A 25,398-nucleotide genomic window follows, 5' to 3' on the forward strand; every position below is an offset into this window, starting at 1 on the left:
GGGCGCAAATGCCAACGGTGTCATTTCACCAACGTACTGAAAAATCGGAAGGTTGAGCGGGTTCTTAACGATTTGACGCTACCGTCACGGCAATGGCGCTCGTTCCGCACCCTGTTTTGGCCCTCTCAACTGCGGCGGATGCGCTGACGCAGGATAATGCTGACGCGCCATCGCTCATGCTCGCCTCGCGGGTGATTGAGTTGCTTCCCATCCCCGCAGCGATGCTGTCGCTGCAGGACATCGGCATCGCGGTCATAGCGGTCAATCGTGCCTATGAAATGGCGGGTCTTGGCATTGGCGATCGTCGGCGCTCGCTGGTCGGGCAAATCGAGGGACGAATCGAGGCGTTTATCAGGGGCGATTCGCTGCGCGCGGAGTTCCAGGTCGAATATGGCGACGCCGTCGATTGCCATTATTATCAGGCAACGTTGGCGCGGCTGGCGCGCAACGCCGATCAGCGGTGTGTCTTGATTCTGGTCGATCAGACCGCCGAGCTGCGCACCGAACACAATCTGCGTCGGGAAATGCTGACCGACAGCCTGACCGGCTTGCCCAACAGGGCCGGTTTCAGCGATCGACTCGAGACGTTGTTGGACGATCCCGCGTCGCGCACCGACTATGCGGTGCTGGTCGTCGATCTCGACCGTTTCAGCCGCGTAAATGCCTGCCTGGGATCGATGGCCGGGGACGAGTTGCTGATCACGGTTGCCCGGCGCTTGAAGGGGGCCTTGCGCGCGCAGGACGTGCTGGCGCGCACCGGCGGTGACGAATTCGGGATTCTGTTGACGTTGGAGGATGGCCCAAGCGACGCCGACCACGTCGCCAAGCGCATCCAGGGAGCGCTTTCCACCCCCTTCCGCCTGTCCGATTTCGAAATTCGTGTCGCCTGCTCGATCGGTATCGCGTTCGGCACGGCGGCGATCGACGATGGCGAGGAGTTGATCCGGCACGCCCAGTTTGCGGTAAAACGCTCGAAGGGCACGGGCAAGACCGAGGCGTATCAGACCCAGGCGTTCGACATTGCGCGCGAGCAATTCGGCATGGAAACTGCGCTGCGCCGCGCGATCGAGCGCGGGCAGATGCGGCTGACCTATCAACCGATTTGCGACCTCGCGACCGGGCGGCTGGTGTCGTTCGAATCGCTGGCGCGCTGGCGCGACGAGGCGGGAATCGAATATTCGCCCAATGATTTCATCCCCGTGGCCGAAGAATCGGGGCTGATCGTTCCGCTGGGTCGCTGGGCTATTCAGGAAGCGGCGGCGACGCTGGCGCAGTGGGATGCGCGGATGGGCGGCGATTGCGGGGTCAAGCTCGCGGTCAACTTGTCCGCGATCCAGCTGCAGCGCGATGCGATCGCGCCGGTCGTGCAATCGGCGCTTGCCGCCTACGGGCTGGACGGATCGCGCTTTACGCTGGAACTGACCGAAAGCGCGCTGGTAACCGACCCGGACCGCATGGCCGGCATCATGCACGCGTTGAAGGCGCTTGGCACCACCATCGCGATGGACGATTTCGGCACGGGCTATTCCAACCTCGCTTATCTCCAGAAACTACCGATCGACATCCTCAAGATCGACCGCAGCTTCGTGACGGGAATGCTCGCCGACCGCGACAAGATTGCGATCGTGCGCGCGATCCTGTCGCTCGCCCAGGCGCTCGGCATGAAGACCACCGCCGAGGGAATCGAGACCAACGAACTGTCACAGACGCTCGCGGCGTTGGGGTGCACCTATGGCCAAGGGTATCTTTACGCCCGCCCGCTGGAAGTCGAGGCTGCCTATGCGATGCTGGAATCGCTCAGGAATTGAGCGACGGCGGCGTCGGCAATGGCGTTGGCACGCTCGGCTGAGGGGAAATTCTCGGCGATCCACTGATGTTCGACCAGCTTGAGCAACCGCGCGACATCCGGCCCCTTGTCGACCCCGCGCGCGACGATCGCGCCCCCATTCACCGGGAAGCTCGGCGCAACCCAATCGAGGATCTGGCGCACCGCCAGCACACGCTCCATCGCCGCCGGGATATGCAGCAGCACGCGGTCGATCGCGCCTTCCTGGCCCAGGCGATAGGAGAGCGCCTGCGGGGCGGCGAGATCGGGCGTGAGCGCCGAGACGATGCGTTTGCGCTGCGCATTCGACAGTTTCAGCCGTGCGGCGACGTCTTCGCCAATCTTCGCATCGCGCGGCAGGGCGGCGGCGAGGCGACGGATCGGGTCGGGGCTGAGGCCCGCCAGTGTCTCGCTGCCCGCGACGTCGGCCAGCGCCTCGACGCCCTCGGCGGTGATTTCGGGCAGGACCGGTCGGAAGATTCCGCGCTCGACCATCAACCGTAGCGTCGCCACCGCATTGGGGGCGACCAGCAGCTTGAGCAGCTCCGCCGCGATCCGTTCGCGGGACAGCGCCATCAAATCATTGGCGCGCGCAGTGCAGGCGTCCAGCCCCGCCGCATCCGGCATATCGCCAAAGCGCGCGTGGAAGCGGAAGAAGCGCAGGATGCGCAGATGATCCTCGGCGATGCGCTGCAACGGATCGCCGATGAAGCGCACGCGGTGCGCCGCCAGATCGGCAAGGCCATCGAAATAATCGAAGATCTCGCCCGTTTGCGGATCGGCATAGAGCGCGTTGATCGTGAAATCGCGCCGCGCGGCATCCTCCCGCCAATCATCGGTAAAGGCGACGGTGGCGTGGCGTCCGTCGGTTGCAACGTCGCTGCGCAGCGTGGTGACCTCGACCGGAGAGCCATCCGCCAGCACCGCCGTGATCGTGCCATGGGCAAGGCCCGTCGGCACCGCGCGAATCCGCGCGCGGGCGAGCAGGTCGATCACATCCTCCGGCGGGTGGCGCGTCGCCAGATCGACATCGGCAACGTCCAGCCCAAGCAGCGAATCGCGCACCGCGCCGCCGACGAAGCGCGCTTCGCCGCGCGCGGCCCCGAGCACCGCGCACAATTCGGCGATCCCCGCGCGCTGCCGCCAGGGCGCGTCGGGCAGCGTCAGGCCGTCCATCGCAGTCGCCGCGAGAGGTTGACGATCATCGCGGCGGTGGCACCCCAGATGCGATGGTCGCCCCAGAAAATCTCGTAATAATGGCGGTTGCGGCCCTGCCACTCGACGCTCGCCTCGATATGGTTGCCCGAATCGAGCAGGAAGCCGAGCGGCACCTCGAACACTTCGGCGACTTCAGCGGCGGCGGGGATGAACGCCAGATCGGGCGGCACCACGCCGATCACCGGCGTCACCTCAAAACCGGTGACGGTGCGATAGCGGTCGGCCTCGCCGACGATGCGGACGTAGGTGCGCGGCAAGGCGATTTCTTCTTCGGCTTCACGCAACGCGGCGGCGACCGGCCCGTCGTCGCCCGGATCGATCCGTCCGCCGGGGAAAGCGATCTGCCCGGCATGGCGCGACAGCGTATCGGTGCGCCGCGTCAGGATCACGCCCGGTTCGGTGCGATCGGTGACCGGGATCAGCACCGCGGCCTGCGTCAGCGCGGTGACGATCGCATCGGGATCGACATGGTCGCCGGTCAACAGCACCGTATCGGCATGGCCATTGGCGAGCGCCTGCTGCAAACGGGACACGAGCGTCATGCGGAGGGCTCCAACGGGAAGAATGCGCCTGCGCTCCACACGCCGGGCGGCACGTCGCCACCGTCGATCGCCCGTTGCGCCAACTCGTAATAAACTGTGCGCGCCACCACCGCGTCGAGCCCGGCACGCACGTGCAGATAGGGGCGCGGACCATCCTCGCGCGGCTCGAAACGTAGCGCATGATCGGCATCGGCGGTGACCAGATCGCCGGTATTGAGCCGGAAGGTGAGCGTCGCCACTTTGCCTTCGCCCGACACCTTCATTTCCACCGCAACGAACGGCGCATCCTCGACCACGATGTCGAGCTTCTCGACCGGGGTGACCAGAACATAGCCGCCATCGGCTTCGCGCCGGAGGATCGTCGAGAACAGCCGCACCATCGCCTCTCGCCCGATCGGAGAGCCCTGATGGAACCAGGTGCCATCACGCGCGATGCGCATTTCGCTGTCGCCGCAATGCGTGGGATTCCAGCGCTCGACCGGCGGCAATTTGCGCGCTTCGGCAAGGCGCGCAATGTCGGCGAGCGACAAAGCGGCGAGATCGGGGATCGGCTCCATCGGCATGTCAGCGGCGGTAGGGCAGGCGGGTCGTTGCGTAAACCCGCGTCAGGCCAGCGCGACGATCCGTGGCGCGAGCAGGCCCGCCCCGCTCGGCACTTTGTCGCCGCGCGCGAGCAGACGATGCCGCTCGACCGGGCCGGGCACGCGCCATTCCGCCGTGCGCGCGGCATCGAAACCGAAGAAGCGGCCATAATATTCGGGATCGCCGATCAGCGTGATTGCATCCGCCAGGCCAGCACCCTCCGCCGCCGCAAGCGCTTGCGCGGTGAGCGCGCGCCCGATGCCGCCTTGCTGCCGCCCGGGTTCGACCGCGACCGGGCCAAGCTGCACCATCGCCACGTCGCGCCCGTCATCCCCGACAAAGCGAATCGGCCAGCATTGGATCGTGCCGACCAACGCGCCATCGTCGAGCGCTGCGAAGCTCAGGGCCGGAATCGCCTCCATCCCTGCGCGAATGCGATAGGCGGTGCGCTCCTGTCGGTTCGCGCCGAAGGCACGGTCGAGCAATCCCTCGACCGCAGCGGGCGCAACATCGGCAATCGGCACATATTCGATCACGGCGATTTCCTCGTCCCCTCGGTGTCCCGCTGGAACGGGCCCATAGACCGAAGGGGCCGCGCGCTTTAGCCTCCACCGCGCTGAACGCAAGGCGAATGGGGAGAGTCTTCGTGAAACTTTATGATGCCGCCTGGGCACCAAGCCCGCGACGCGTTCGCATCTATCTGGCGGAAAAGGGAATCGAGGTCGACCGCGTGCCGGTCGACCTGCGCTGCGATGAACATTTGGGCGAGGCCTTTCTGCGGATCAATCCGCGCGGGGTGGTGCCGGCGCTCGAACTCGATTCCGGCGAGGTGCTGTGCGAATCGTCGGCGATTTGCCGGTATTTCGAGGCGCTGCAGCCAGCACCTTCGCTGTTCGGCGAAAGCGCGCTGGACATTGCGCGGATCGAATCGTGGACGCGGCGGATCGAGCAGGAAGGCTATGCTGCGGCGGTTTATGTCCTGCGCAACCAGCGCGAGGCGTTTCGCGATCGGGGTGTTGCGGGCAAGTGGCCCGCCATCCCGCAAATTCCCGAACTGGCCGAACGCGGCGGTATTTTGTGGGCGGCGTTTACCGCAACACTCGATGCCCATCTCGCCGGGCGCGCTTGGATCGCCACCGACGGCTACAGCTTCGCCGATATCTCGGCGCTGGTCACGATCGATTTCGCCAAGGCCGCGCGACTGACGGTGCCGGCGGGCTTCGTCCATCTTCGCCGCTGGCACGCCGCCGCATCCGCCCGGAGCAGCGCCGCCGCGTGACGGTTCCTCTGCGCCCGCGATCTGCTATGGCGCGCGCCCATATCGACAAGAAGGGCAAGATTTGACCGACCGCCTGACGCTGAACGTCCACGATCTCGAAGTGATGGTGCTGACCGGCATCTATTCGGAGGAGACGCATCTGCCGCAACCGCTGCGCATTTCGCTGACGGTGGATTTGCAGGTGCCCGATCGTTTCGATCCCGATACGCCGCTGTCAGCCTCGAAAAACTATCTCGATCTGAAACATGCCGCGACCACCGCCCTGCCGACCGGGGTGCATTTCACGCTGGTCGAGGCGGTCGCCGAGCACATTTGCGAAACGCTGTTCCTGCAAGATGCGCGTGTAACGCGGGTCGAGGTGTCGATCGTCAAGCTGGCCATCGCCGAGGCGGACGAATCGATCGGAATTACGTTGGTGCGGAACCGCCGGTGACGCAGGCGGTGGCCGCGGCGTTGGCAGGGCAGGCGCGCGTCGTGATCGCCGCCGATGCCGCTGCGCTGGCCGAACTCCGGCATACGGTATCCGATTCGCGGGCTGATAGCGGATTGGCGTTGCTCATCATTGCCGAAACCGTCCCAAAATTGGACCGGGCATTGCTGATCGCAGGCATTGGCCCGATCGCGATCGACGCCGCACCAACTATGCGCGTGGCCGCGCTCGATCTCGCTGATGGCGCGTGTGCGGACGATGTCCTCGCCGCCGCGCTCTTTCTGGCAGCGGCGACATCTTCGACTGGCCAGGTGTTGCGCATCGGCGCACGCGATTAGGAGCGTCCGCCGCGATCGCAGGCCCCGAGCGCAGTGATGACCAAGGCATAATCCTCGCGGGCGACCGTCGCATCGTCGCCGGACGAGTGCAGCACCGCGTCGGGCAAGGTTGCGGGCAAGCTGCACGCCAGCCGATACCATAACAGCGTGTCGCGCGGCGGCGGCGGCGCGGCGGCATCCACCACTTCGCTCAAGGCGACCGACCAGCGCGGCGCTTCGCCCGCCTTTCGCTCGATCGTCAGCGAAATCGGGCGGTTGTCCGCCGTCGACAGGAAGATTTGCGTTTCCCCCGAACCGGGCAGATCACCCGGCGTGTGAAAGGCGTTAGCGATGCCCGTCACCGTCGGCGGTGCGTCGGGGGCGAGCGTTTCGCGCACGATTCGCCGCGTCAACGCATCGCCAGCCGCCGACCATCCGCGCTGGGCGTCGGGGCGGATGAGCTGGATCTGCCCGACCTGGTCGGGCACGGCGCGGGCGAAGAGCAACACCCGGCTCTTGCGATATTGCGGCGCGCGGCCATGGGCGTCGAGCGGCACGTCCAGCGTATAGCCAAGCCGCGCGGGCATGGCATCGGTGCCGCGAATCAGTGCCGAGACGTCGGCTTCCACATAAAGGCGCGCCATAGTGGGCGAGAGGCCTGCCGAATCGGTCGGCTTGAGCCGGACGGTGCTGCGAACGGTCGCATCGACGATGACCGGAGCCGCGACGACGAGATCTGCATAATCGGCATAAGCGGGCGATGGCGCGGTGCTTTCCGTAGCTATCGGAGCATGTTGCGCCGCAACGGCGGATGGGGCGGAAAGTCCGACAATTGCGGCGGTCAGGGCGATTTTTGGGAACTTTGGCATTCCCAACGGGTATCCGAGGAAGCAATTTTTATACAGAAATAATTCTGCCATGCGGCGGTTGTACGTTTGTTGCGTGAGACAAAGCGTTTGCGTCGTTGTTTTCGGCGCGATAGAGGTTGGGCCTGTCCAGGATATATTAGCCCATGGCAGGCCGGAATAACGAGCGGACGTTACGGATCGGCTTGGACCGTCGTGACCGGAAAAGAGGAGTTTCGTTTCTGAATGGCTTACGCTGATCGCAATACGAGTGGCAGCCGCGTGGTTTCGATCGTGATCGTGTCGATCATTGTCGCGCTGTTCGCGTGGGGTTTCGTGAACGGTCTGACCTTCAAATACATCAAGAAGGTTACCGAAAAGCTGAACACGTTCGACGTCGTCGAACCACCGCCGCCGCCACCCGACAAACCGCCGCCCCCGCCGCCCGAGCAGCCGCAGCTTCAGACCCCGCCGGTCGTGTCGCCGCCGCCGATCGTGCGCGTTACGGCTCCGCCCCCTCCTGTGGTCTCGGTTGCCGTTCCGCCGCCCGCGTTGGTGATTACGCCGCGCGCCGCTGCGCCGGCCCCTGTTCCGGTTGCTGCTCCGCCGGCTCCGACCATCAGCAAGCAGGCCGGCCCAAAGGGTAATCCCAATGATTGGATTTCGAACGATGACTATCCGTCTGACGCTTTGAACGCGCAGGCGCAGGGCACGAGCAAGATCAAGTGGGAAATCAACACCGCCGGACGTGTCGAGAACTGCGTCGTGGTCGCATCGAGCGGCAACACTGCGCTCGATCGTACTGCGTGTTCCCTCATTACGCGGCGTGGGCGGTATTCGCCTGCTCTGGACGGCGCTGGCAATCCAATCCGCTCGTCGTCTTCGCGTAACGTCGTTTGGCGCTTGCCTGAATAAACCATCCACCCGTGCGTGCTCCGGGGTGAGGCGCACGGGCATTTTTCGAGAAGGAAGTCTTCGCAATGTCCACCACCATTCTTGCCGCCGGTGCATCGGCTGCCGACAATTTCGGTTTCATGAACGCGATGAAGCAGGGTGGCCCCGTCACCTGGACGACGGCAGCAATCCTGACCATCTTCCTGTTCTTCACGCTCTACATCCTGTTCACCAAGCTGTTCGAGCAGCAGAAGATCATCAACCAGGGCCGTCGCGTTCGTGCGACCTTCTGGAATGCGAACTCGCTGCGCGAAGGCGCTGCCAAGCTCGAGAAGAACTCGGCCTACAAGCAGATCGTCGACGACGGCATCGAAGCGCAGGAACAGCATTCGCGCCTGACCGACCCGGTTGAAGCGCATGACTGGCTGCACGGCTCGCTGCAGCGTTCGGAAGCGGCGATCAACTCGCAGCTCGGTGGCGGTCTGGCCTTCCTCGCAACCGTCGGCGCAACCGCACCGTTCGTTGGTCTGTTCGGTACGGTGCTCGGTATTTACCGCGCGCTAATCGGCATCGGCCAGGCTGGCCAGGCATCGATCGACAAGGTCGCAGGTCCGGTCGGTGAATCGCTGATCATGACCGCCTTCGGTCTGGTCGTCGCGGTTCCGGCCGTGCTCGCCTTCAACTTCCTGCAGCGCCGTAACAAGGCGATTGCGGAGCACCTGAGCGCCTTCTCGACCGACGTGCTCGGCTATCTCGCCTCGAACGGTGCGGTTCGTCCGGCCGCTCCCGGCAAGAAGGCTCCGACCGCAACTGCGCCGAAGCCTGCCACGACCACGGCTGGCCAGGCTGGCGGCGTGCAGACCCGCGTCTAAGAGTACCGAACGGGGCCGCTCCCAGCGGCGGCCCCGTTTCTTTCGCCGCCCGGCTCGATCGGGTGGCCTGACCGATACGAATAGGATGGCCTTTCATGGCGATTAGTACAGGTGGCGGCGGCGATGACGCCCCGATGTCCGACATCAATACGACGCCGCTCGTCGACGTCATGCTGGTGTTGCTCATCATCTTCCTCATCACGGTTCCGGCGATCGTGCAGTCGGTCAAGCTGAAGCTGCCGGACGTGCGGTACGACCCGACCGTGACCAAGCCCGAGAACGTCTCGCTCTCGATCACCAAGGATAGCGACGGCAAGTGCGCCATCTATTGGGGTTTGACGCGGGTTACGCACGAAGAGCTGCTCAAGCGCGCGACCGACAAGCTCGAAGAGATTGTCAAAAAGGCTGGCGGCGCTCAGAATCTGACGACCGAAGATCTGCCCGAGGCACATATTCGCGGTGACGTGGACACGCCGTATCGCTGCATCGGTGGCGCGATCTACACGATGCAATCGGCTGGTTTTGCCAAGGTCGGCTTCATCTCGGAACCGCCCCCCACGGGTGGCCCGTCGGCGTAATGCGTGCGGTAGCACCAAGGAGTATTTGACATGGCAATCAGCAGTGGCGGCGCCGAAGGCGAGCCCATGATGGACATGAACACGACGCCGCTGATTGACGTCATGCTCGTGTTGCTCATCATGTTCATCATCACCATTCCGATCCAGACGCACGCGGTGAAGGTCGATCTTCCGATCAATGATCCATCCGCGAAGAAGCCTGACGTCGACCCACAAAAGAACAAGATCGTCATCCAGCCGGACGGCGTGATCCTGTGGAACGGCGCGCGGACCGACGAGGCGACGCTGCAGCAATATCTGGTGCAGACGACCCAGCTCAACCCCGAGCCCGAGCTGCACTTCCAGCCGGACCCGGCAGCGAAGTATGAAAAGGTCGACAAGGTTCTGGCGATCATCAAGCGCTCGAACGTCTCGAAGCTCGGCTTCATCGGCAACGAGCAATATCGTAACGACTTCTGATCGTCGCGATCTGTCGATGCACAATCAGGGCGGTCCTTCGGGGCCGCCTTTTTTGTGCGCGGTGTTTGCTGGGTATTGGATGGACGCTCCGCAGGAGCGGAAAGACCATGCTTTGCCCGTTCGTTTCGAGCGAAGTCGAGAAACAGCGCCACGCGCTGTGCTAGGTTTCTCGACTTCGCTCAAAACGAACGGACGGCGGTCGTTCGCGGAACAGCAACTCAGCTCTGAAGAGCGGATTCTGATATTCCCCCCTTACGCAGGAGGGGCGTTCCGTTGACTTTGGCCCGCTTACAGCCGCGGCAACGTTACCCCGCGCTGGCCCATATATTTGCCCGCACGGTCGGCGTAGCTGGTCTCGCACGGCTCATTGCCTTCGAGGAACAGGAACTGGCACGCGCCCTCATTGGCGTAGATTTTGGCGGGCAGGGGGGTGGTGTTGGAAAATTCCAGTGTCACATGCCCCTCCCAGCCGGGTTCCAGCGGGGTGACATTCACGATGATGCCGCAGCGCGCATAGGTCGATTTGCCGAGGCAAATCACCAGCACGTCGCGCGGGATGCGGAAATATTCGACCGTGCGTGCGAGCGCGAAGCTGTTGGGCGGGATAATGCAGACGTCGGTCTTGCGGTCGACGAAGCTGTTCGCCGCAAAATCCTTGGGATCGACGATGACGCTGTCGATGTTGGTGAAGATCTTGAACTCGTCGGAGACGCGCGCGTCATAGCCGTAGGAGGACAGCCCGTAGCTGATGCAGCCTTCACGCTTCTGCCCGTCGACGAACGGCTCGATCATGCCGGTGGCGAGCGCTTGCTCGCGGATCCAGCGGTCGGACATGATCGACATGCGAATGATTCCCCTATGGTGTGTCGGTCTTCGGTCCCCGCGTTTCGCCGGAAATAGCGGTGCGGGCAAGGGGCTGCCGTGTTCGTCTCGCGCGGCTATTCAGCAGCGCCCAAGCCCAGATCCTTTGGCCCGAAGGCGTGTGGCAGCAATTCGGAAATGGTACGCCGCTCGACCGCATCGCCCTCGGCCGCACCGCACCATACGAGGATATCGCGCCCGGCCATATCGGCGGCTTCGTTGATGACCTGGCGGCAGCGCCCGCAGGGGCCCACCGGGGCGTTGCCGGTCGGGCGGCCATCCGCGTCCATCGCCCCGCCAATCACGCCGATCGCGACCACCTGGCGCAAGTCGCCGCCGCTGTTGACGGTGGCGAGTGCCACCGTCTCGGCGCACAGCGACAGGCCATAACTGGCGTTTTCGAAATTGGCCCCGGTCACGATCCGTCCGTCCGCCAGCAGCACTGCCGCACCGACGGCGAAGCGCGAATAGGGGGCATGCGCATTGCGCGCGGCGGCGCGCGCGGCGGCGATCAGCGTGTCGCGGGTGCTGTCTTCGGTCATGGTGCTACTACGTCCCAATGGATCGGTCCGTCGACGCCGTCGATGCGCCGCGTGCCGTTTGCCTGCCACATCCGCCAACGCCTTGCTGGATAATCGGGCGGAAAGAAATCCTGCACCGCCCAGACGGGACGCGGGATTGCCAATGTCACGCCGTAGGCCGCGTCAAACGCTTTGCTGACCTTGAGCAGCACCGGCTTGCCGGTGTGCGATTCGACCATCGTGATGTAGCGGCGCAGTTCGTCGAGCACGATCTGCGGGGCGGGGCGCGTGGGGCAATCCGCCGCGAAATCGAGCTCGAGCGCGGCGGGCAGGGCGCTGTCGTCGCGTGGCACGGTGGTGTTGAACAGATTGGCTTGATCGGTGGCGAGGCGGCAGATCGAATATAGGTGGCTGGCACCGCGGCGCAGCCCCGTTTCATAGAGGCCAGCCCAATTTTCCTGAAAGCGGGCGTCGCGTCGGTCGGCACCACTGGTGACGCGGACATAGGCGAAATCGGCCCCGGCGCGTTTCACCGCCCACCAGTCGATCGCGCCGTTTGCCTCGGCGACATCGACGCCCTGAAAGGCGTATTTGTCGGACGGCCGCCAATGATGCATCCAGGTCCAGCCTGCCGCATATCCCACACCGATGGTGATGATGGCGGCAACGGCCAGGCCGATCCGCTTTTTCCAACGCCCCATGCTGCCCGCTTTACCCTTTGATGTGCAGGACGCAAATCAGCGTGAACAGGCGGCGGGCGGTATCGAAATCGATGTCGATCTTGCCCTCCAGCCGTTCTTTCAGCAGTTCGGCGGCTTCATTGTGGATGCCGCGCCGCGCCATATCGACCGTCTCGATCTGGGCGGGCGTGGCGTTGCGGATCGCCTGATAGTAACTGTCGCAAATCGCGAAATAGTCTTTGATCGGGCGACGGAAGCGCCCCATGCCGAGGATGTAGGTTTCGAGATGGGTGCCATCCTCGCGGTGGATGCCGATGCCGAGCCGTCCCTCCTCGACCGTCAGATCGATCTTGTACGGGCCGGCATAGCCGTCGGGATACGCCTTTTGCGGCGCAAAATGGTTGCCCTCGATCAGATCGAAGATCGCGATCCGCCGTTCCTGTTCGATATCGGCCGAGCGCCACAGGATGGTGCGCTCGTCAAGGGTTACGGCAATGATGCGCGGGTCGGACATGGCGCAGCCGTAGCGGGGCGGCGCGCGCGCGACAATCCATCGCGCCCGGTCGAAGCGTCAGGCCTCGACCGTCAGGACTTCGATCGTCGCCTCGGCGCATCCGCCGTGCCGCGCGAGCGCGGTTACCGTGGCATCGGCGACAAGATGTCCGCGCAGCGTCAGTTCGGCTTCGGCCAATGCACCGAGCCAGCGGGCCAGCGCCGCATCGTCGGGCGCATCCAGCGTCAACCGATGTTGTGCGCCGACGAAGGTCGCGCTGGCCCAGCGTGTGCTGTGCACGGTGCCGATCGTGATGGCACATCCTTGCGTGCGAGCATCGCGTTCCAGCGCCCGGCGGAGCAGCGTGGCGGCATCCGGGCCGCGGCTCATGGTCGCGCCTGCTGTTCGGCGAGGAAGGCCTCGATCCGGCGTACCATGCGCGGGCCGGGTTCGCGACCGCGCCGCAGGTCGTGGACAAGCCGCGGGTCCCGCACTGCGAGCCGTCCGAACTTGGTCGGTGGCATTGCCGTAGCCTTCAGATAGCGATCGATTTTTTGCAGCACCGACATGTCCAATCTCCCGTGATTCGCGCCGAAGTTCACGATATGTTCCATTTTCCAACTTGTCTAGGAAATTTCCTATGGCTATCGTGTCGGATATGGAGCGAGGCGATCCCCGGGCGCGGTTGGCGGCGCTGATCGATGGCGACACGGCGAGCTATGCCGCGCTGTCGCGGATGCTGCGGCGTAACGATGCCTATCTGCAGCAATATGTGCGAAGGGGGACGCCGCGCGATCTGGCGGAGCGCGACCGTGCGCTGCTCGCGGCCTATTTCCGGGTGGATGCGGCCGAACTGGGTGGTCCGCCGTCAACGCCGATGGCGACGATCCGACGGCTGGACGTCGAGGTGTCGGCTGGGCCGGGGGCGATCGCGAACGATGATCCGGGCGAGGCGGACATGCTGCTCGACCCCCGCTTGCTCGACGATTTGCGGCTGCGCCCGGCCAGCACGGCGATGCTGCGGGCGCGTGGGGATTCGATGGTGCCAACGATTGCCGATGGCGATCAGATCGTGATCGACGAACGCGATACGCGGATCAGCGAGAGCCCGGCGATCTTCGTGCTCCGGCGGGATGGTGTGCTGTTGGTCAAGCGTGTCGCGAAAGTGGCCGAAGGCTTTGTTATCTCCAGCGACAATCCCGTTTATCCTCCGATCCGTTCGACGTCGGTGGACGTGATCGGTCGCGTCGTGTGGCTGTCGCGGACGTTGCGTTGAGCTATTTGCGTCGGTCGACAAGCCACAGGGCGAGCGACAGCGCACCGCCCAGCGCAATCCCGACCAGGAAGCCCCGCGTCGGCCCGATCGGCGAGAACAACCCGATCCCGGCACCTGCCATCGCACCGATCGCGATCAAAAAACCGCCCGCGAGCGGCGTCCGGGGAGAGGGGGAGCGTGCCATGCGGGCGCTTTGCCATGTCCCGGTGCAGGACGCCAGCGTCCCATCGTGAGAGAATTGTGCGGTCTGGTGGATCGCGTTAACCCTGATGGGGGCCGAATTGCCGCGTTTTCGCGAAACTGGCACGGGTCGTGTGTCCTCGATGTTTGCACGCTTGCGGGCCAGAAATTTGCGCGGAGAGTTGATGACCTGCTTGCCTTACCTCGCGGACCGCGCCGCTTTCGTCGATGCGACCGATTTGATCACGATATTTGGCGATGAGGCGGCGCTGGAGGCGGCGGCGCGCGCCGACCGCAGTCGCGACCTCGGCAATTATCTGCACTTTTGTCGATGGCGGCAGATCGAGCGGCTGATCGTGTTGCTTTCGGCCGACCGTGCGGTCGGCACGGTTCATTGAGCGGCGACCAAATCGGCGACTAAGCCCCTGTCACTGCGGGCGCAGCCGGGCTAGGACGAGCCATGGCGTTGTCGGTCGGGCGGCGGGGCGTGTCGTTGGCCGCCGCCGGAGTCCTTTGTGTGTTTTGCCCGCGTGCGATGGCGCAAGTGCGTCCGTCGACCGATCCGGCTGACCTCAAGGTATCGCCGCTCGACCCACAATCGCCGCTCGCGCCGTTGCCGGGGCTGGGGGTCGACTGGCCCGATTTGTCCAAGGCCCCGCCCGAGCCGGTTTCGGCGGATACGCCAACCGCGCTGACCGGGGACACCCGCTATGATTTCCGCGTCGACGGGATCGACGATGTCGCGAGTAGCCTGCTCAGCGATCGTTTCGCCCAGTTGTCGACGCTGAAAGCCAATGTCGGCCAACCCGCCAATGCCGCGCAGCTCGATCGCCGCGCGCGCGAGGACGCAACCCTGCTCACGACATTGCTGCGCGCCGAAGGCTATTACGATGCGCACGTGACGACGCGGGTGGAACCGGCTGCGCGACCGCTGGTCGTGCTGGATGCCGAGCCGGGGCAACTCTACACCTTCGCGGGTGTCAACGTCGCAGGGGTGGAAGCGGCGGGCGCGAAGGCGCAAACGCTTCGCCACGCCTTCGGGGTCAATCCGGGCGATGCCGTCAATTCGGATGCCGTGGTCGCGGGCGAGACGAGCCTGCGCACCACGATCAACGATCGCGGTTTCCCGTTTGCCGTGGTTGGCGATCCGCAAATCGTCGTCGATCGCGCCGCGCACACCGCCACGCTGGATATGGCGGTGGTACCGGGGGCCGAGCGCCGCTTCGGCAAGATCGTGATGACTTCGGGCGACAAGGTGTTCGGGGCCAAGCATGTGCAGGACATTGCCCGCTTCGTCCCCGGCCAGACCTATGATGCCTCTGCGCTGGTCGATTTGCGGCGGGCGGTGATTCAGACCGGGCTGGTCTCCTCGACCAAGATCGAGCCCGTTGAAGGCACCGAGCCGGGAACGGTGGACATCGCGGTCGGCCTGGAACCGGCACCGCCGCACACCATTGCCGGGGAGCTTGGCTACGGCACTGGCGAAGGCGCGCGCGCGGAAGTGAGCTGGACGCACCGCAATCTGTTCCCGCCCGAGGGCGCGCTGACGCTGCGCGGCGTGCTCGGCACCGAGGAGCAATTGGCGAGCGTCATCTTCCGCCGCAACAATTTCGAAGGGCGCGACCGCGTGCTGACCTTTCAGGCGGCTGCCTCCAACCTGAAGCGCACCGCCTATCAGGCGCGCACCGTGTCGCTCTCGGGCAGCCTGGAGCGGCAGACCAACATCTTCTTCCAGAAGAAGTGGACCTGGTCGCTGGGCGGGGAGCTTGCCGCGTCGGACGAGCGCGATGTGATCGTCACCACCGGTGCCCCGCGTCGGCGTACCTATTTCATTGCCGCCCTGCCGACCTCGCTCAGCTATGACGGGTCGAACGATTTGCTCAACCCGACGCGCGGCTTCCGCCTGAGCGGACGCTTCTCGCCCGAGGCGTCGCTGGAAGGATCGATCTTTGGCTATGCCAAGATGCAGATCGACGCCAGCGCCTACCAACCCATCACGGCGGGTACGGTGCTGGCGGGACGCATTCGCCTGGGCACCATCGCGGGGGCCCCGCGCGATGCGGTGGCCCCGTCGCGGCGCTTCTACGCCGGTGGCGGGGCGTCGGTGCGCGGTTATGGCTATCAGGACATCGGCCCGCGCGACCCCAATAACGATCCGATCGGCGGGCGCAGCCTTGCCGAATTTTCGCTCGAGGCGCGGGTCAAGGCGTTTGGCCATTTCGGCGTGGTGCCGTTCTTCGATGGCGGCAACATCTACACCGGCGGCATCCCGACGCTGGGCGGAATGCGCTACGGCACCGGCATTGGCGTGCGCTATTATTCCAATTTCGGGCCGATCCGCATCGATGTCGGCACGCCGGTAAACCCCGCCAAGGGCGATCCGCGCGTCGCCGTCTATGTCTCGTTGGGGCAGGCGTTTTGACCGGGGACTCGCTCCCGGAGACGGTTGAAGCCGCACCTGTCCCGCCGCGCCGCCGCCATTGGGGGCGGATTGTGCTGGGTGCGGTGCTCGGCCTGCTGCTGGTGCTGCTCGCCGCGCTGGGGCTGGTCGATACCGCGATCGGGCACCGGATGATCGCCGATACCATATCCGGACTGCGGCCCGCCAATGGCTTGCGCTACAGCATCGGGCGGATCGAGGGATCGATCTACAACCGCGCGACGCTGATCGATGTGCGCGTGCGCGACCCGAAGGGACTGGTGTTTGCGGCACCGCGTGCCGACCTGCATTGGTCGCCGCTGCGCTGGCTCGACAATCGGCTGGATATCACCAGCTTGCGCATCCCGAGCGCGACACTGGCCAAATTGCCCGAGACGCGCCCGACCGAGACCAAGGGGCCGATCCTGCCGGGGTTCGATATTCGCATCGGGGCGTTGGCGGTGGACCGGCTGATCGTCGGGCGCGCGGTGACCGGGGTCGAGCGGATCGGGCGGTTGCGCGCGCGCGCGGACATCCACAATCGCCGCGCGCTGATCGATCTGGCGGCGATGGTGGCGGGGAGTGACCGGCTGCGCGTGCATCTCGACGCCGAGCCCGATCGCAATCGGCTGGAGGTTGCGGCGCGGGCGCGCGGCAGCGCCACGGGCGTGCTCGCCAAGCTGATCGGGGTCGCGCGACCGATTGCGCTGGATATTGCGGGCAAGGGAAGCTGGCAGGCGTGGCAGGGCAAGGCGATTGCCGATGTCGGCCCGACGCGGCTGGTCGATCTCGCGCTCACCAATCGCGCTGGGGCCTATACGCTTTCGGGTGTCCTGACGCCGGGGCCGCTGGTGCATGGCAAGCTCGAACGGCTGACCGCCCCGCGCGTGCTGGTGAATGGTGGCGCTACGCTGGTCGACCGGCAGCTCAAGGGCACGCTGTCGCTCCGTTCGGTCTCGCTCAGCCTGACTGGCGATGGCACGCTCGATCTGGCGGAAAGCGCCTATCGCAATGTGCGGCTCCACACGATCCTGCTGCGGCCACCGGCGTTGTTCCCCAACATGACCGGGCGTGCGATCGAATTGCGCACCATCCTCGACGGTCGCTTCGCGACGGCGGCCTTCGACTACCGCCTGAGCGCAGCGCGCTTTGCCTTTGACGATACGGGTTTCGAGGACTTCCACGCCGCGGGTCGCGGGCATTTGTCCAAACAGCCGGTGTTGCTGCCGATCCACGCGGTCGCGGCGCGCGTCACCGGGGTTGGCGATGTGGCGGGCGGCATCCTGCGCAATCTCACGATCGATGGCGTGCTGCGGGTGACCTCGAAGCTGGTCATCGGCGACGACCTCAAGCTGAGCTCGGACAAGCTCAACGGGCGGATCAACCTGCTGCTCGATCTCAGCGACGGTCGCTATGATATTGGTCTGAATGGTGGCCTGGGGCGCTACCGCATTCCCGGCCTCGGCGTGGTCGACGTGCAGACGGAACTCAAGGCGGTGCCGGGCCCCGGCGGCCACGGCACGCGCGTCGTCGGCCAGGGCACGGCGCGGATGCTGACGCTGGAAAATGCGTTCTTCCGGTCGCTGGCAGGCGGGTTGCCGCGCCTCGTTACTGGGTTGGAGCGGACGCCCGACGGGATCCTCCACCTCAACCATCTCGTGCTGACCGCGCCGCAAATCCGCATCACCGGCAATGGCTATCGCCGCCGCGACGGCACCTTCCATTTCGAAGGGGTGGGCCAGCAAGCAACCTATGGCCCGCTGACGCTGAAGCTCGATGGCAAGATCGACCATCCGACGCTCGATCTGGTGTTCAAAAGCCCCAACGACACGATGGGCCTCAGCGACGTGATCGCGCATCTCGATCCGACGGCAGAGGGGTTCACCTTCACCGCGCGCGGCGGATCGCGGCTGGGGGCGTTCAGCGGCAATGGCGCGATCCTGTTGCCCAAGGGCGGCGACGGGACGATCTCCATCGCCGATCTGGCGGTGAGCGGGACACATGCCAAGGGGCCGCTGCGGATCGTGCCGGGCGGGTTTGACGGCACGCTGACGGTGGCCGGTGGGGGCTTGTCGGGCGCGGTGCTGTTCCGCCCGGTGGGCGAGCATCAGCGGATCGAGGCGCATCTCGATGCCACCACAGCACGATTGAGCGATGCGGTGGTGTTGCGGCGCGGGCATCTCGATGCGGTGGCGCTGCTCGATCCGGCGGGCACATCGATTGAAGCGAGCGTGACCGGCGCTGGGTTGCGGCGCGGGTCGCTGGTGATCGGGCGCTTTGCTGCGCGCGCCTCGCTGCGCGGCGGCACCGGCTCCGTTACCGCCTCGATCGCCGGGTCGAGCGGGCGTGCCTTCGATATTCAGTCGCTCACCCGCGTGACGCCGGACAGCTACTCCGTGACCGCGCAGGGTACGCTCGATCGTCGGCCGCTGAAGCTCGTCACCCCTGCGGTGTTCACGCGCGATGGCGATGGCTGGCGACTGGCTTCGACCGACCTCACCTTCTCGGGCGGGGACGCGAAGCTGTCGGGCCGCTTCACCGGAAAATCGAGCGCGATCGACGCAACGCTTGCGCGGATGCCGCTGTCGATCCTCGACATCGGCTATCCGGGACTTGGCCTCGGCGGCAATGCTTCGGGCACCCTGTCCTATGCGCAAGGCGGCGGCGCGGCGCCGACCGGCAAGATCGATATGACGGTGCGTGGCCTGACGCGTTCGGGCCTGATCCTGTCATCGCGTCCGGTCGATGTCGGGATTGCCGGAGCGCTGTCGCCCGACCGCATCGCAGCGCGCGCGGTCGCGGCCACCGGCGGCAAGACCGTCGGGCGCGCGCAAATGCTGCTGACCTTGCCCGCAGGCCCCGATCTGGCGACGCGCGTATCCAATGCCGGGGCGTTTGCGCAGCTTCGCTATGATGGGCCCGCCGACACGATCTGGCGGCTGACCGGGGTCGAACTGTTCGATCTGACCGGCCCGGTCGCGATCGGTGCGGACGTTGGCGGGACGATCGCCAATCCGCAAATCACCGGCGTCGTCCAGGCCAAGGGTGCGCGCATCGAAAGCGCGACAACCGGCACCGTGCTCACCAATGTTCAGGCGTCCGGGCGCTTTGGCGGGTCGCGCCTCACGATCGATCGCTTCGCCGCCGATGCGGGCAAAGGCGGGCGTGTCAACGGCAGCGGCACCTTCAATTTCGCCGCCAAGAACGGCCTTGGGCTCGACCTGACCTTGCAGACAGACCGCGCGGTGATGATCGCGCGCGACGATATCGGCGCGACCGTCACCGGCCCGTTGCGCTTCCAGTCGGATGGGGCGGGGGGCACGATTTCGGGCGATCTGCGGCTCGACAAGGCACGCTATCGTCTGGGCCAGGCGAGCGCCGCCAGCGCGGTGCCGCAACTCGCCATTCGCGAAATCAACGTCCCCGGCGGCGGCGTGGAGGATGACGAAGCTCCGCGTACGCCGTGGCAACTCGCCATCCATGCGCGCGCCGCCAATCAGGTGCTGGTCACCGGGCTTGGCCTGCGCAGCGAATGGTCGGCCGACCTCAAGATCGGCGGCGCGCCCGACAATCCCGCGATCACCGGTCGCGCCGATCTGGTGCAGGGCAATTACGATTTCGCCGGGCGCAGCTTCGCGCTCGAACGCGGCAAGATCCTGTTTGCCGGCGAAGTCCCCGCCAATCCGGCGCTGGATATCTCGGCCAATGCCAACACTACCGGGCTGAACGCCTCGATCAACGTCACCGGCCCGGCGCTCAAGCCCGAAATCACCTTCTCCAGCGTGCCTGCCTTGCCGCAGGACGAATTGCTGTCGCGGCTGTTGTTCGGCACGTCGATCACCAATCTGTCCGCCCCCGAGGCGTTGCAACTGGCCTCGGCAGTGGCGGCGCTGCAGAACGGCAAGGGGGGGCTCGATCCGATCAACGCGGTCCGCCGCGTGGCCGGGCTCGACCGCTTGCGCATCCTTCCCGCCGACGCGCAGACCGGGCAGGGCACCTCGGTCGCGGCGGGCAAATACATCACGCGGCGCTTTTATGCCGAGATCGTCACCGACGGAGCCGGCTATTCGGCGACGCAGGTCGAGTTCCAGGTGACGCGTTGGCTGTCGGTGCTGTCGACGATCTCGACGCTCGGACGGCAAAGCGCAAACTTGCGCGTATCGAAGGATTATTGAGGCGGGGAGCAGGCGGTGGCGGAAACCAAGACCGACGAATATCTCTCGGCACTCTTTGCGGACTCCTACAAGCGCGAGTTGGACGCCGATGAGGCAATCTGGCGCTCGCTGCCGTTTTTCGCGGCGATCCTGGGCCTTGCCGTCGCCGTCCTGCCGAGCATTTATCGCTCGGCCTTTTCGGTGCGCGATCCGGGCTGGACGATCGCGGTGGTGTTTCTGTTGGTTGGATCGGTCGGGTGCTTTGTCATCGCGGGGCGCTGGTTTTGGGATGTCATCCGCCTGCGCGACTATCGTTATCCGCCCAATGATGTCGAAATCCTGGATTATGCGCAGACCTTGGGCACCTTCTATCAGGACATTGGCAAGAAAGCGGTCGAGCGAGACGGTCTGGTTCGCGACGATTTGCGGACCCTGATGATCGGTGAGTTCGCCGATGCCGCGACACGCAACAGGCGAAACAACGTTGCGAAGGCAAAGGCTCGGAGCCAGGTACTGCTATTCGTGATGACCGGCTTCCTGCTCGCATTCTGCGCGGAAGCGACTATATTGCTGGCAGAGGCGTTCACCACTCCGAGCGAGCGGTGCCGCCCTGGAGGTAAAGCCAATGCCGGATCTGCCCAAAACTGCCGAAACGCAGCGGCCCCCGCAAAAGCCGCTGCCGCCCAAGCACCATATCGTGCGCGAGGGCGCGAGCTTCACGCTGAAAAGCTTCAGCCCGCCCGCCCGCAAACCGGCGTAACGCCTTAACCGATCATGCGCGGGCGGCTAGGAGCCGCCCGCGCTTGGGGTCAGGCAGGCTCGCCGATCACGGTCTTGACTTCCATGAAATCGGTCAGCCCGAACTTGCCGTTTTCCCGTCCATTGCCCGATTGCTTGTAGCCGCCGAACGGCGCGCTGCCGTCGGGGCTCCACGAATTGATCGTCACCAGCCCGGCGCGCAGCCGTGGTGCGATCTTGGCGGCCTTGGCGGGATCGCCCGAGATCGTTGCGGACAGGCCGTAGGGCGTGCCGTTGGCGATCTTCACCGCTTCGTCTTCGGTGTCATAGGCGATGATCGTGGCGACCGGGCCGAACACTTCCTCCTGCGCGATGCGCATGGCGGGGGTTACGTCGGTGAACAACGTCGGCTTGATGAAATAGCCAACATTGCGTCCGTCGGGCCGCCCGGTACCGCCGGTGACCAGCGTCGCGCCTTCGTCGATCGCCGACTGGATCAGGCCCTGGATCTTGTCGAACTGCGCCTTGTTGACGACCGGGCCGATATGCGCGCCCATTTCGGCCGGGTCGCCCACTGGTGTGCCCTCCATCATCGCCTTGACGATGCCGGTGGCGTCCGCGACCTGGCTTTTGTGCACCAGCAGGCGCGTGGGCGCGATGCAGCTTTGGCCCGAATTGGCGAGCACGCCCTGCACCGTCGGGGGGAGCACCGCTGCCAGGTCTGCCCCTTCGATCACCAGATTGGCCGCCTTGCCGCCCAGTTCCTGATGCACGCGCTTGACCGTCGCCGCCGCATTTTGCGCGATCGCGATTCCGGCGCGAGTCGATCCGGTGAAGCTGACCATATCCACGTCCGGGTGCGCAGACAGCGCCGAGCCGACGCCCGCGCCATCGCCATTGACGAGGTTGAACACGCCCGCCGGCACGCCTGCGGCATCGAGGATTTCGGCCAGGATCACCGCGCAGCCGGGTGATTCCTCGCTTGGCTTCAGGATCATCGTGTCGCCCGCCGCGAGGGCAGGCGCGACCTTGGCGGTGACCTGGTTGAGCGGCCAGTTCCACGGCGTAATCATCGCGACGACGCCGAGGGGCTCATGCACCACGCGCGCGCGGCCGATTTGTTCGTCGAACTGGAAGGCGTTGAGCGCTTTTAGCGTGGAGATGAAATGCCCGAGCCCCGCAGGCACTTGCGCCGCCGTGGCAAAGCCGATCGGTGCGCCCATTTCCTGGCTGACCGCCTGCGCCAGATCGGGGATGCGCTTCTTATATTCCTCGATGATCCGCTCAAGCAGGGCGGCGCGTTCGGCGACGGTGGTCTGCGAGTAGGTCTCGAACGCTGTCCGCGCGGCGGCGACGGCGGCATCGACATCGGCGGCGGTGCCGAGCGCGATTTCGCTGCAGGCCTGCTCGGTTGCGGGGTTGATCACCGCGTGGCGCGTGCCGCCGATGCTGTCGACCCACGCACCGTTGATATACTGTTTGAGGTAGCTCTTCATCGCCGCTCTCCACCGTCTTGAATTTCTGGTACGCGACGACAAATGGAGCGGGACGAAATAGGTTGCAACCCGAAACGTACGTCGTCGGTTAGGGCGGTTCGATAAGGAGATAGGCAAATGGCACGCGTTGCGCGGATCGACCGCATTGGTGGCCCCGAAGTGATCGAATGGGGCGATGTGAATTTGCCCGATCCCGGCCCTGGCGAGGTGCGAATGCGCAATGCCGCAGTCGGCCTGAACTTCATCGACGTGTATCACCGCAAGGGCGTTTATCCGGTCAACCTGCCGAGCGGCCTTGGCTCCGAAGCGGCGGGGGTGGTCGTGGCGGTTGGACCGGGGGTTACCGATTTTGCGCCGGGCGACCGCGTCGGCACGTTCGGCCCCGCGCTTGGTGCCTATGCGACCGAGCGTAACGTTCCCGCCAAGATCCTTCTGAAACTGCCCGACGATATTAGCGATCAGACCGCTGCCGCCGTGTTGCTCAAAGGGTGCACCACCGAATTTCTGGTCGAGCGCTGCGCGCGCGTACAGGCCGGACAGACCGTTCTGGTTCATGCGGCGGCAGGTGGCACCGGGCATTTGCTGGTCGGCTGGTTGAAGGCGATCGGTGCGACCGTGATCGGCACCGTTGGCAGCACGGAAAAGGCCGTACAGGCCAAGGCGGCGGGGGCCGACCACGTCTTGCTGCACAAGAGCGAAGACGTGGCGCAGCGCGTGCGCGAGTTGACCGACGGCGCGGGTGTGCCGATCATTTTCGACGGTGTCGGCATGGCGACCTGGGAGGTTTCGCTGGCGAGTGCCGCGCGGCGCGGGCTGATCGTCAGCTTCGGCAATGCCGGTGGCAAGGTGACCGGGGTCGACCTCGGCATCCTGTCGGCACGCGGATCGCTGTTCGTCACCCGCCCGACGCTTTTCAGCTATTATGTCACGCCAGAGGAGCGCCAGGCCGGGATCGACCGCGTGTTCGCGATGCTGCGCTCAGGCGCGATCACCCCTGAAATCGGCCAGACCTTCGCACTGGAAGACGCTGCCGCCGCGCACCGCGCGCTGGAAGCCGGGGAGACGTGTGGAGCGACCGTGCTGACCGTGTAACCGCCTTGGGCATTTTGTCTCATCGCAGTCGGGGCGCGGGTTCCTATCTAGGCGGCAGCGAAAAGGTTGGATCAGACATGGCGGACACACAGACCGAGGGCGAAAAATGGCGCTGGATCCTCAAATCCGGTGCCAAGGGCCTGTGCCCGCGCTGCGGCAAGGGGCATATGTTCCGGTCATGGCTGAAGGTGGTCGATCGCTGCGAGGTGTGCGGGCTGGATTACAGCTTCGCCTCGCCCGATGACGGCCCCGCCTTCTTCTCGTTGTGCATCGTCGCGTTTCCGCTGCTGTTCGTGGTGGTGTGGTTCCAGGTGGCGTTCAGCCCGCCTTTCTGGGTCCATGCCGTCACCTCGCTGCCGCTGATGCTGGCGGGATGCCTGCTGCCGCTCCGCCCGCTCAAAGGATGGCTGGTCGCCTCGCAATATGTGAATAAGGCGCATGAAGCGGGGACCGCGCAATTGTGGGGGCAGTTGAACGGGCGGACGGTGGAGAAGGGTGGGACGGCGTTTGATGAGTGAGGGGGTGGGTGTTCGGCATTAAAGAACGCCGATGTCGTGCAGCCATTGCTTGACCTGCCCAGGCCATTCGGTGGTGATCGGATCGGCGGTTGGGCGCATCCCGAAAGCGTGGCCGCCCTTCGCATAGAGCCGTAGGTCGACCGGTACGCCTGCGTCGTTCAGCGCCAGCGCATAGGCCATTGGCTGCCGGATATTGTCCATTGGATCGTTCATGGCGTGCAGGATGAGCGTCGGCGGGGCCTTCGGGCTGATCGTCACCCAAGGTTGCAAGTCCAGGCTGTTCCGCCCCTTGCTGGTGTCCACCATGCGCGCCGTATAGGCGATGATCGCGAAGTCGGGCCGTGGCGATTGTCGGTCGGCCGCGTCTGCTGGCGGATAGGTACGCACTTCCGTATTGCTCATATTCGCGGCGAGATAGGCACCGGCTGAAAACCCGATCACGCCGATCTTATGGGGATCGATACCGTATCTGGCGGCATCCTGTCGTAGCAATCCCATCGCGCGTTGGGCATCTTCCAACGCCAACAGCACCTTCGGCCGCTGTTGCTGTCCATTTTCCGCTGGCCAGGCTTGCGGAGTCCGGTATTTGAGCATTGCGCAGGTCATGCCCTGCTGCACCACCCATTCGCAGATTTCGGTGCCTTCCAAATCCGTCGCGACGACTTCAAACCCACCGCCCGGCAGGACCAGCATCGTTGCGCCGTTGTTCTGGCCCTTGGGGCGATAGAGCGTCATGGTCGGTCGAGTGACATAGGTCGCCCAATGCCATTTGCGCCCGCCAACCAGACCGGTGCCATTGCCCGTTGCTTCAGGACGATCCCCGCTGTCGGGTTTGGCGAGCGCGACGTTCGCAGGCCATAGTGGTATCTGAACACCCTCGGCGGGGGCTTGCCATACGCCTTCGCGTTCGTCCTTTGAGATCTGGACGCGGGCTGGCGTGCTATCGGACTTGGCAGTCTGGCCTCCGGCTACTCCTGCGATGCAGAAGGTGAGGAGCGAGAGTGCGAAGAACCGTAACCGCGACACACCGTATCTCCTGATTTGAATGCGCAGCCCGTGGTTCAAGGTCAGCGTGGTTGCGCGAACGGATGGTAGCCGCCGTTGCCCTTTACGCCAACGCCAACCTTCT

The 25,398-nt window shown here is 65.1% G+C and carries 29 protein-coding genes; 15 read left to right on the forward strand and 14 right to left on the reverse strand.

What is annotated here, in order from left to right:
* The first annotated feature begins 92 nt into the window (after window positions 1–92).
* Window positions 93–1,808, forward strand: a complete 1,716-nt coding sequence (locus ACP7BL_RS12740) for a putative bifunctional diguanylate cyclase/phosphodiesterase (RefSeq protein WP_426258498.1) — start codon at window positions 93–95, stop codon at window positions 1,806–1,808.
* On the opposite strand, the gene ACP7BL_RS12745 is transcribed toward ACP7BL_RS12740, so the two are convergent.
* From ACP7BL_RS12745 to ACP7BL_RS12760, 4 genes are read right to left on the reverse strand one after another with little or no spacing between them, the layout of a single operon-like run.
* A complete protein-coding gene (locus tag ACP7BL_RS12745) occupies window positions 1,778–3,001 on the reverse strand; it encodes a CCA tRNA nucleotidyltransferase (protein WP_426258499.1) in 1,224 nt (407 codons plus the stop codon). The two genes, ACP7BL_RS12740 and ACP7BL_RS12745, sit on opposite strands and share 31 nt — an antisense overlap.
* Entirely contained in the window at window positions 2,989–3,585 is a 597-nt protein-coding gene (locus ACP7BL_RS12750; protein ID WP_426258500.1) for a CoA pyrophosphatase, read from the reverse strand. The genes ACP7BL_RS12745 and ACP7BL_RS12750 overlap by 13 nt, the downstream gene beginning before the upstream one ends.
* Window positions 3,582–4,148, reverse strand: coding sequence for a DUF1285 domain-containing protein (locus tag ACP7BL_RS12755; protein WP_033965440.1), 567 nt, complete (start codon window positions 4,146–4,148; stop codon window positions 3,582–3,584). Before ACP7BL_RS12755 ends, ACP7BL_RS12750 begins: the two co-directional genes overlap by 4 nt.
* A gap of 42 nt (window positions 4,149–4,190) precedes the next feature.
* Complete coding sequence (locus ACP7BL_RS12760) at window positions 4,191–4,703, reverse strand: GNAT family N-acetyltransferase (protein WP_033965439.1); 513 nt, start codon at window positions 4,701–4,703, stop codon at window positions 4,191–4,193.
* A 110-nt stretch (window positions 4,704–4,813) separates the two neighbouring features.
* On the opposite strand from ACP7BL_RS12760, the gene ACP7BL_RS12765 reads away from it, so the two are divergent.
* The 3 genes from ACP7BL_RS12765 (at window position 4,814) to ACP7BL_RS12775 (ending at window position 6,214) form a co-directional block, all read left to right on the forward strand.
* On the forward strand, window positions 4,814–5,446 hold the full coding sequence (locus ACP7BL_RS12765) for a glutathione S-transferase family protein (RefSeq protein WP_426258501.1): 633 nt from the start codon (window positions 4,814–4,816) through the stop codon (window positions 5,444–5,446).
* 61 nt (window positions 5,447–5,507) lie between these two features.
* On the forward strand, window positions 5,508–5,879 hold the full coding sequence (locus ACP7BL_RS12770) for a dihydroneopterin aldolase (protein ID WP_426258502.1): 372 nt from the start codon (window positions 5,508–5,510) through the stop codon (window positions 5,877–5,879).
* Window positions 5,876–6,214, forward strand: coding sequence for a Rossmann fold domain-containing protein (locus tag ACP7BL_RS12775; RefSeq protein ID WP_033965437.1), 339 nt, complete (start codon window positions 5,876–5,878; stop codon window positions 6,212–6,214). The genes ACP7BL_RS12770 and ACP7BL_RS12775 overlap by 4 nt, the downstream gene beginning before the upstream one ends.
* On the opposite strand, the gene ACP7BL_RS12780 is transcribed toward ACP7BL_RS12775, so the two are convergent.
* On the reverse strand, window positions 6,211–7,062 hold the full coding sequence (locus tag ACP7BL_RS12780) for a hypothetical protein (RefSeq protein ID WP_426258503.1): 852 nt from the start codon (window positions 7,060–7,062) through the stop codon (window positions 6,211–6,213). The genes ACP7BL_RS12775 and ACP7BL_RS12780 overlap by 4 nt on opposite strands.
* A gap of 222 nt (window positions 7,063–7,284) precedes the next feature.
* On the opposite strand from ACP7BL_RS12780, the gene ACP7BL_RS12785 reads away from it, so the two are divergent.
* The 4 genes from ACP7BL_RS12785 to ACP7BL_RS12800 all read left to right on the forward strand — a co-directional run bounded on the left by ACP7BL_RS12785 (window position 7,285) and on the right by ACP7BL_RS12800 (window position 9,841).
* Window positions 7,285–7,953, forward strand: coding sequence for an energy transducer TonB (locus tag ACP7BL_RS12785; protein ID WP_426258504.1), 669 nt, complete (start codon window positions 7,285–7,287; stop codon window positions 7,951–7,953).
* Between the two features lie 65 nt (window positions 7,954–8,018).
* On the forward strand, window positions 8,019–8,804 hold the full coding sequence (locus ACP7BL_RS12790) for a MotA/TolQ/ExbB proton channel family protein (RefSeq protein WP_426258505.1): 786 nt from the start codon (window positions 8,019–8,021) through the stop codon (window positions 8,802–8,804).
* Window positions 8,805–8,899: 95 nt separating this feature from the next.
* Window positions 8,900–9,382, forward strand: coding sequence for an ExbD/TolR family protein (locus ACP7BL_RS12795; protein ID WP_033965434.1), 483 nt, complete (start codon window positions 8,900–8,902; stop codon window positions 9,380–9,382).
* 30 nt (window positions 9,383–9,412) lie between these two features.
* Window positions 9,413–9,841: an ExbD/TolR family protein gene (locus tag ACP7BL_RS12800; protein ID WP_426258506.1), complete on the forward strand. Its 429-nt coding sequence runs from the start codon at window positions 9,413–9,415 to the stop codon at window positions 9,839–9,841.
* 288 nt (window positions 9,842–10,129) lie between these two features.
* Here ACP7BL_RS12800 and dcd read toward each other — a convergent pair whose 3' ends face one another.
* The 6 genes from dcd to ACP7BL_RS12830 form a co-directional block, all read right to left on the reverse strand.
* The gene (gene dcd, locus ACP7BL_RS12805) at window positions 10,130–10,684 is read right to left on the reverse strand and encodes a dCTP deaminase (RefSeq protein ID WP_010407963.1); all 555 of its coding nucleotides are present in this window, start codon (window positions 10,682–10,684) and stop codon (window positions 10,130–10,132) included.
* 95 nt (window positions 10,685–10,779) lie between these two features.
* Window positions 10,780–11,244 carry a cytidine deaminase gene (locus ACP7BL_RS12810; protein WP_341203586.1) on the reverse strand — a complete coding sequence of 155 codons (465 nt, stop codon included), beginning with the start codon at window positions 11,242–11,244 and terminating at the stop codon, window positions 10,780–10,782.
* A complete protein-coding gene (locus ACP7BL_RS12815; protein ID WP_426258507.1) occupies window positions 11,241–11,924 on the reverse strand; it encodes a GH25 family lysozyme in 684 nt (227 codons plus the stop codon). The genes ACP7BL_RS12810 and ACP7BL_RS12815 overlap by 4 nt, the downstream gene beginning before the upstream one ends.
* A gap of 10 nt (window positions 11,925–11,934) precedes the next feature.
* On the reverse strand, window positions 11,935–12,417 hold the full coding sequence (locus tag ACP7BL_RS12820; RefSeq protein WP_426258508.1) for a UPF0262 family protein: 483 nt from the start codon (window positions 12,415–12,417) through the stop codon (window positions 11,935–11,937).
* Window positions 12,418–12,474: 57 nt separating this feature from the next.
* Entirely contained in the window at window positions 12,475–12,786 is a 312-nt protein-coding gene (locus ACP7BL_RS12825; protein ID WP_426258509.1) for a hypothetical protein, read from the reverse strand.
* Window positions 12,783–12,965 (reverse strand): hypothetical protein, encoded by a 183-nt coding sequence (locus tag ACP7BL_RS12830; RefSeq protein ID WP_033965450.1) that lies wholly within the window; start codon window positions 12,963–12,965, stop codon window positions 12,783–12,785. Before ACP7BL_RS12830 ends, ACP7BL_RS12825 begins: the two co-directional genes overlap by 4 nt.
* A 71-nt stretch (window positions 12,966–13,036) precedes the next feature.
* Between ACP7BL_RS12830 and ACP7BL_RS12835 the strand changes: the two genes are divergently transcribed.
* Window positions 13,037–13,672, forward strand: a complete 636-nt coding sequence (locus tag ACP7BL_RS12835) for a S24 family peptidase (protein ID WP_426258510.1) — start codon at window positions 13,037–13,039, stop codon at window positions 13,670–13,672.
* A gap of 1 nt (window position 13,673) precedes the next feature.
* On the opposite strand, the gene ACP7BL_RS12840 is transcribed toward ACP7BL_RS12835, so the two are convergent.
* Window positions 13,674–13,856 carry a hypothetical protein gene (locus ACP7BL_RS12840; protein ID WP_033965429.1) on the reverse strand — a complete coding sequence of 61 codons (183 nt, stop codon included), beginning with the start codon at window positions 13,854–13,856 and terminating at the stop codon, window positions 13,674–13,676.
* Between the two features lie 181 nt (window positions 13,857–14,037).
* Between ACP7BL_RS12840 and ACP7BL_RS12845 the strand changes: the two genes are divergently transcribed.
* The 4 genes from ACP7BL_RS12845 (at window position 14,038) to ACP7BL_RS12860 (ending at window position 21,193) form a co-directional block, all read left to right on the forward strand.
* Window positions 14,038–14,250, forward strand: coding sequence for a hypothetical protein (locus ACP7BL_RS12845; protein WP_126845258.1), 213 nt, complete (start codon window positions 14,038–14,040; stop codon window positions 14,248–14,250).
* A gap of 62 nt (window positions 14,251–14,312) precedes the next feature.
* The gene (locus tag ACP7BL_RS12850; RefSeq protein WP_426258511.1) at window positions 14,313–16,274 is read left to right on the forward strand and encodes an autotransporter assembly complex protein TamA; all 1,962 of its coding nucleotides are present in this window, start codon (window positions 14,313–14,315) and stop codon (window positions 16,272–16,274) included.
* Entirely contained in the window at window positions 16,271–20,446 is a 4,176-nt protein-coding gene (locus ACP7BL_RS12855) for a translocation/assembly module TamB domain-containing protein (protein ID WP_426258512.1), read from the forward strand. The genes ACP7BL_RS12850 and ACP7BL_RS12855 overlap by 4 nt, the downstream gene beginning before the upstream one ends.
* 15 nt (window positions 20,447–20,461) lie before the next feature.
* Complete coding sequence (locus tag ACP7BL_RS12860) at window positions 20,462–21,193, forward strand: hypothetical protein (protein ID WP_033965428.1); 732 nt, start codon at window positions 20,462–20,464, stop codon at window positions 21,191–21,193.
* 41 nt (window positions 21,194–21,234) lie between these two features.
* On the opposite strand, the gene ACP7BL_RS12865 is transcribed toward ACP7BL_RS12860, so the two are convergent.
* Window positions 21,235–22,659 (reverse strand): aldehyde dehydrogenase family protein, encoded by a 1,425-nt coding sequence (locus tag ACP7BL_RS12865; protein ID WP_426258513.1) that lies wholly within the window; start codon window positions 22,657–22,659, stop codon window positions 21,235–21,237.
* A 117-nt stretch (window positions 22,660–22,776) separates the two neighbouring features.
* Here ACP7BL_RS12865 and ACP7BL_RS12870 point away from each other — a divergent pair, with 117 nt between their 5' ends.
* On the forward strand, window positions 22,777–23,751 hold the full coding sequence (locus tag ACP7BL_RS12870; RefSeq protein ID WP_426258514.1) for a quinone oxidoreductase family protein: 975 nt from the start codon (window positions 22,777–22,779) through the stop codon (window positions 23,749–23,751).
* A gap of 77 nt (window positions 23,752–23,828) precedes the next feature.
* Complete coding sequence (locus ACP7BL_RS12875; RefSeq protein WP_426258515.1) at window positions 23,829–24,269, forward strand: DUF983 domain-containing protein; 441 nt, start codon at window positions 23,829–23,831, stop codon at window positions 24,267–24,269.
* A gap of 18 nt (window positions 24,270–24,287) precedes the next feature.
* On the opposite strand, the gene ACP7BL_RS12880 is transcribed toward ACP7BL_RS12875, so the two are convergent.
* Window positions 24,288–25,295: an alpha/beta hydrolase gene (locus ACP7BL_RS12880; protein WP_426258516.1), complete on the reverse strand. Its 1,008-nt coding sequence runs from the start codon at window positions 25,293–25,295 to the stop codon at window positions 24,288–24,290.
* Between the last annotated feature and the right edge of the window lie 103 nt (window positions 25,296–25,398).

It is taken from the genome of Sphingomonas sp. DC1600-2 (assembly GCF_049897605.1).
In the GTDB taxonomy this organism is placed as follows: domain Bacteria; phylum Pseudomonadota; class Alphaproteobacteria; order Sphingomonadales; family Sphingomonadaceae; genus Sphingomonas.

Coding starts and splice junctions, on each gene's coding strand:
- ACP7BL_RS12740 (WP_426258498.1), top strand. CDS start 93: ATGGCGCTCGTTCCGCACCCTGTTTTGGCCCTCTCAACTGCGGCGGAT.
- ACP7BL_RS12745 (WP_426258499.1), bottom strand. CDS start 3,001: ATGGACGGCCTGACGCTGCCCGACGCGCCCTGGCGGCAGCGCGCGGGG.
- ACP7BL_RS12750 (WP_426258500.1), bottom strand. CDS start 3,585: ATGACGCTCGTGTCCCGTTTGCAGCAGGCGCTCGCCAATGGCCATGCC.
- ACP7BL_RS12755 (WP_033965440.1), bottom strand. CDS start 4,148: ATGCCGATGGAGCCGATCCCCGATCTCGCCGCTTTGTCGCTCGCCGAC.
- ACP7BL_RS12780 (WP_426258503.1), bottom strand. CDS start 7,062: ATGCCAAAGTTCCCAAAAATCGCCCTGACCGCCGCAATTGTCGGACTT.
- ACP7BL_RS12785 (WP_426258504.1), top strand. CDS start 7,285: ATGGCTTACGCTGATCGCAATACGAGTGGCAGCCGCGTGGTTTCGATC.
- ACP7BL_RS12790 (WP_426258505.1), top strand. CDS start 8,019: ATGTCCACCACCATTCTTGCCGCCGGTGCATCGGCTGCCGACAATTTC.
- ACP7BL_RS12795 (WP_033965434.1), top strand. CDS start 8,900: ATGGCGATTAGTACAGGTGGCGGCGGCGATGACGCCCCGATGTCCGAC.
- ACP7BL_RS12800 (WP_426258506.1), top strand. CDS start 9,413: ATGGCAATCAGCAGTGGCGGCGCCGAAGGCGAGCCCATGATGGACATG.
- dcd (WP_010407963.1), bottom strand. CDS start 10,684: ATGTCGATCATGTCCGACCGCTGGATCCGCGAGCAAGCGCTCGCCACC.
- ACP7BL_RS12810 (WP_341203586.1), bottom strand. CDS start 11,244: ATGACCGAAGACAGCACCCGCGACACGCTGATCGCCGCCGCGCGCGCC.
- ACP7BL_RS12815 (WP_426258507.1), bottom strand. CDS start 11,924: ATGGGGCGTTGGAAAAAGCGGATCGGCCTGGCCGTTGCCGCCATCATC.
- ACP7BL_RS12820 (WP_426258508.1), bottom strand. CDS start 12,417: ATGTCCGACCCGCGCATCATTGCCGTAACCCTTGACGAGCGCACCATC.
- ACP7BL_RS12825 (WP_426258509.1), bottom strand. CDS start 12,786: ATGAGCCGCGGCCCGGATGCCGCCACGCTGCTCCGCCGGGCGCTGGAA.
- ACP7BL_RS12830 (WP_033965450.1), bottom strand. CDS start 12,965: ATGTCGGTGCTGCAAAAAATCGATCGCTATCTGAAGGCTACGGCAATG.
- ACP7BL_RS12835 (WP_426258510.1), top strand. CDS start 13,037: ATGGCTATCGTGTCGGATATGGAGCGAGGCGATCCCCGGGCGCGGTTG.
- ACP7BL_RS12840 (WP_033965429.1), bottom strand. CDS start 13,856: ATGGCACGCTCCCCCTCTCCCCGGACGCCGCTCGCGGGCGGTTTTTTG.
- ACP7BL_RS12845 (WP_126845258.1), top strand. CDS start 14,038: ATGACCTGCTTGCCTTACCTCGCGGACCGCGCCGCTTTCGTCGATGCG.
- ACP7BL_RS12850 (WP_426258511.1), top strand. CDS start 14,313: ATGGCGTTGTCGGTCGGGCGGCGGGGCGTGTCGTTGGCCGCCGCCGGA.
- ACP7BL_RS12865 (WP_426258513.1), bottom strand. CDS start 22,659: ATGAAGAGCTACCTCAAACAGTATATCAACGGTGCGTGGGTCGACAGC.
- ACP7BL_RS12870 (WP_426258514.1), top strand. CDS start 22,777: ATGGCACGCGTTGCGCGGATCGACCGCATTGGTGGCCCCGAAGTGATC.
- ACP7BL_RS12875 (WP_426258515.1), top strand. CDS start 23,829: ATGGCGGACACACAGACCGAGGGCGAAAAATGGCGCTGGATCCTCAAA.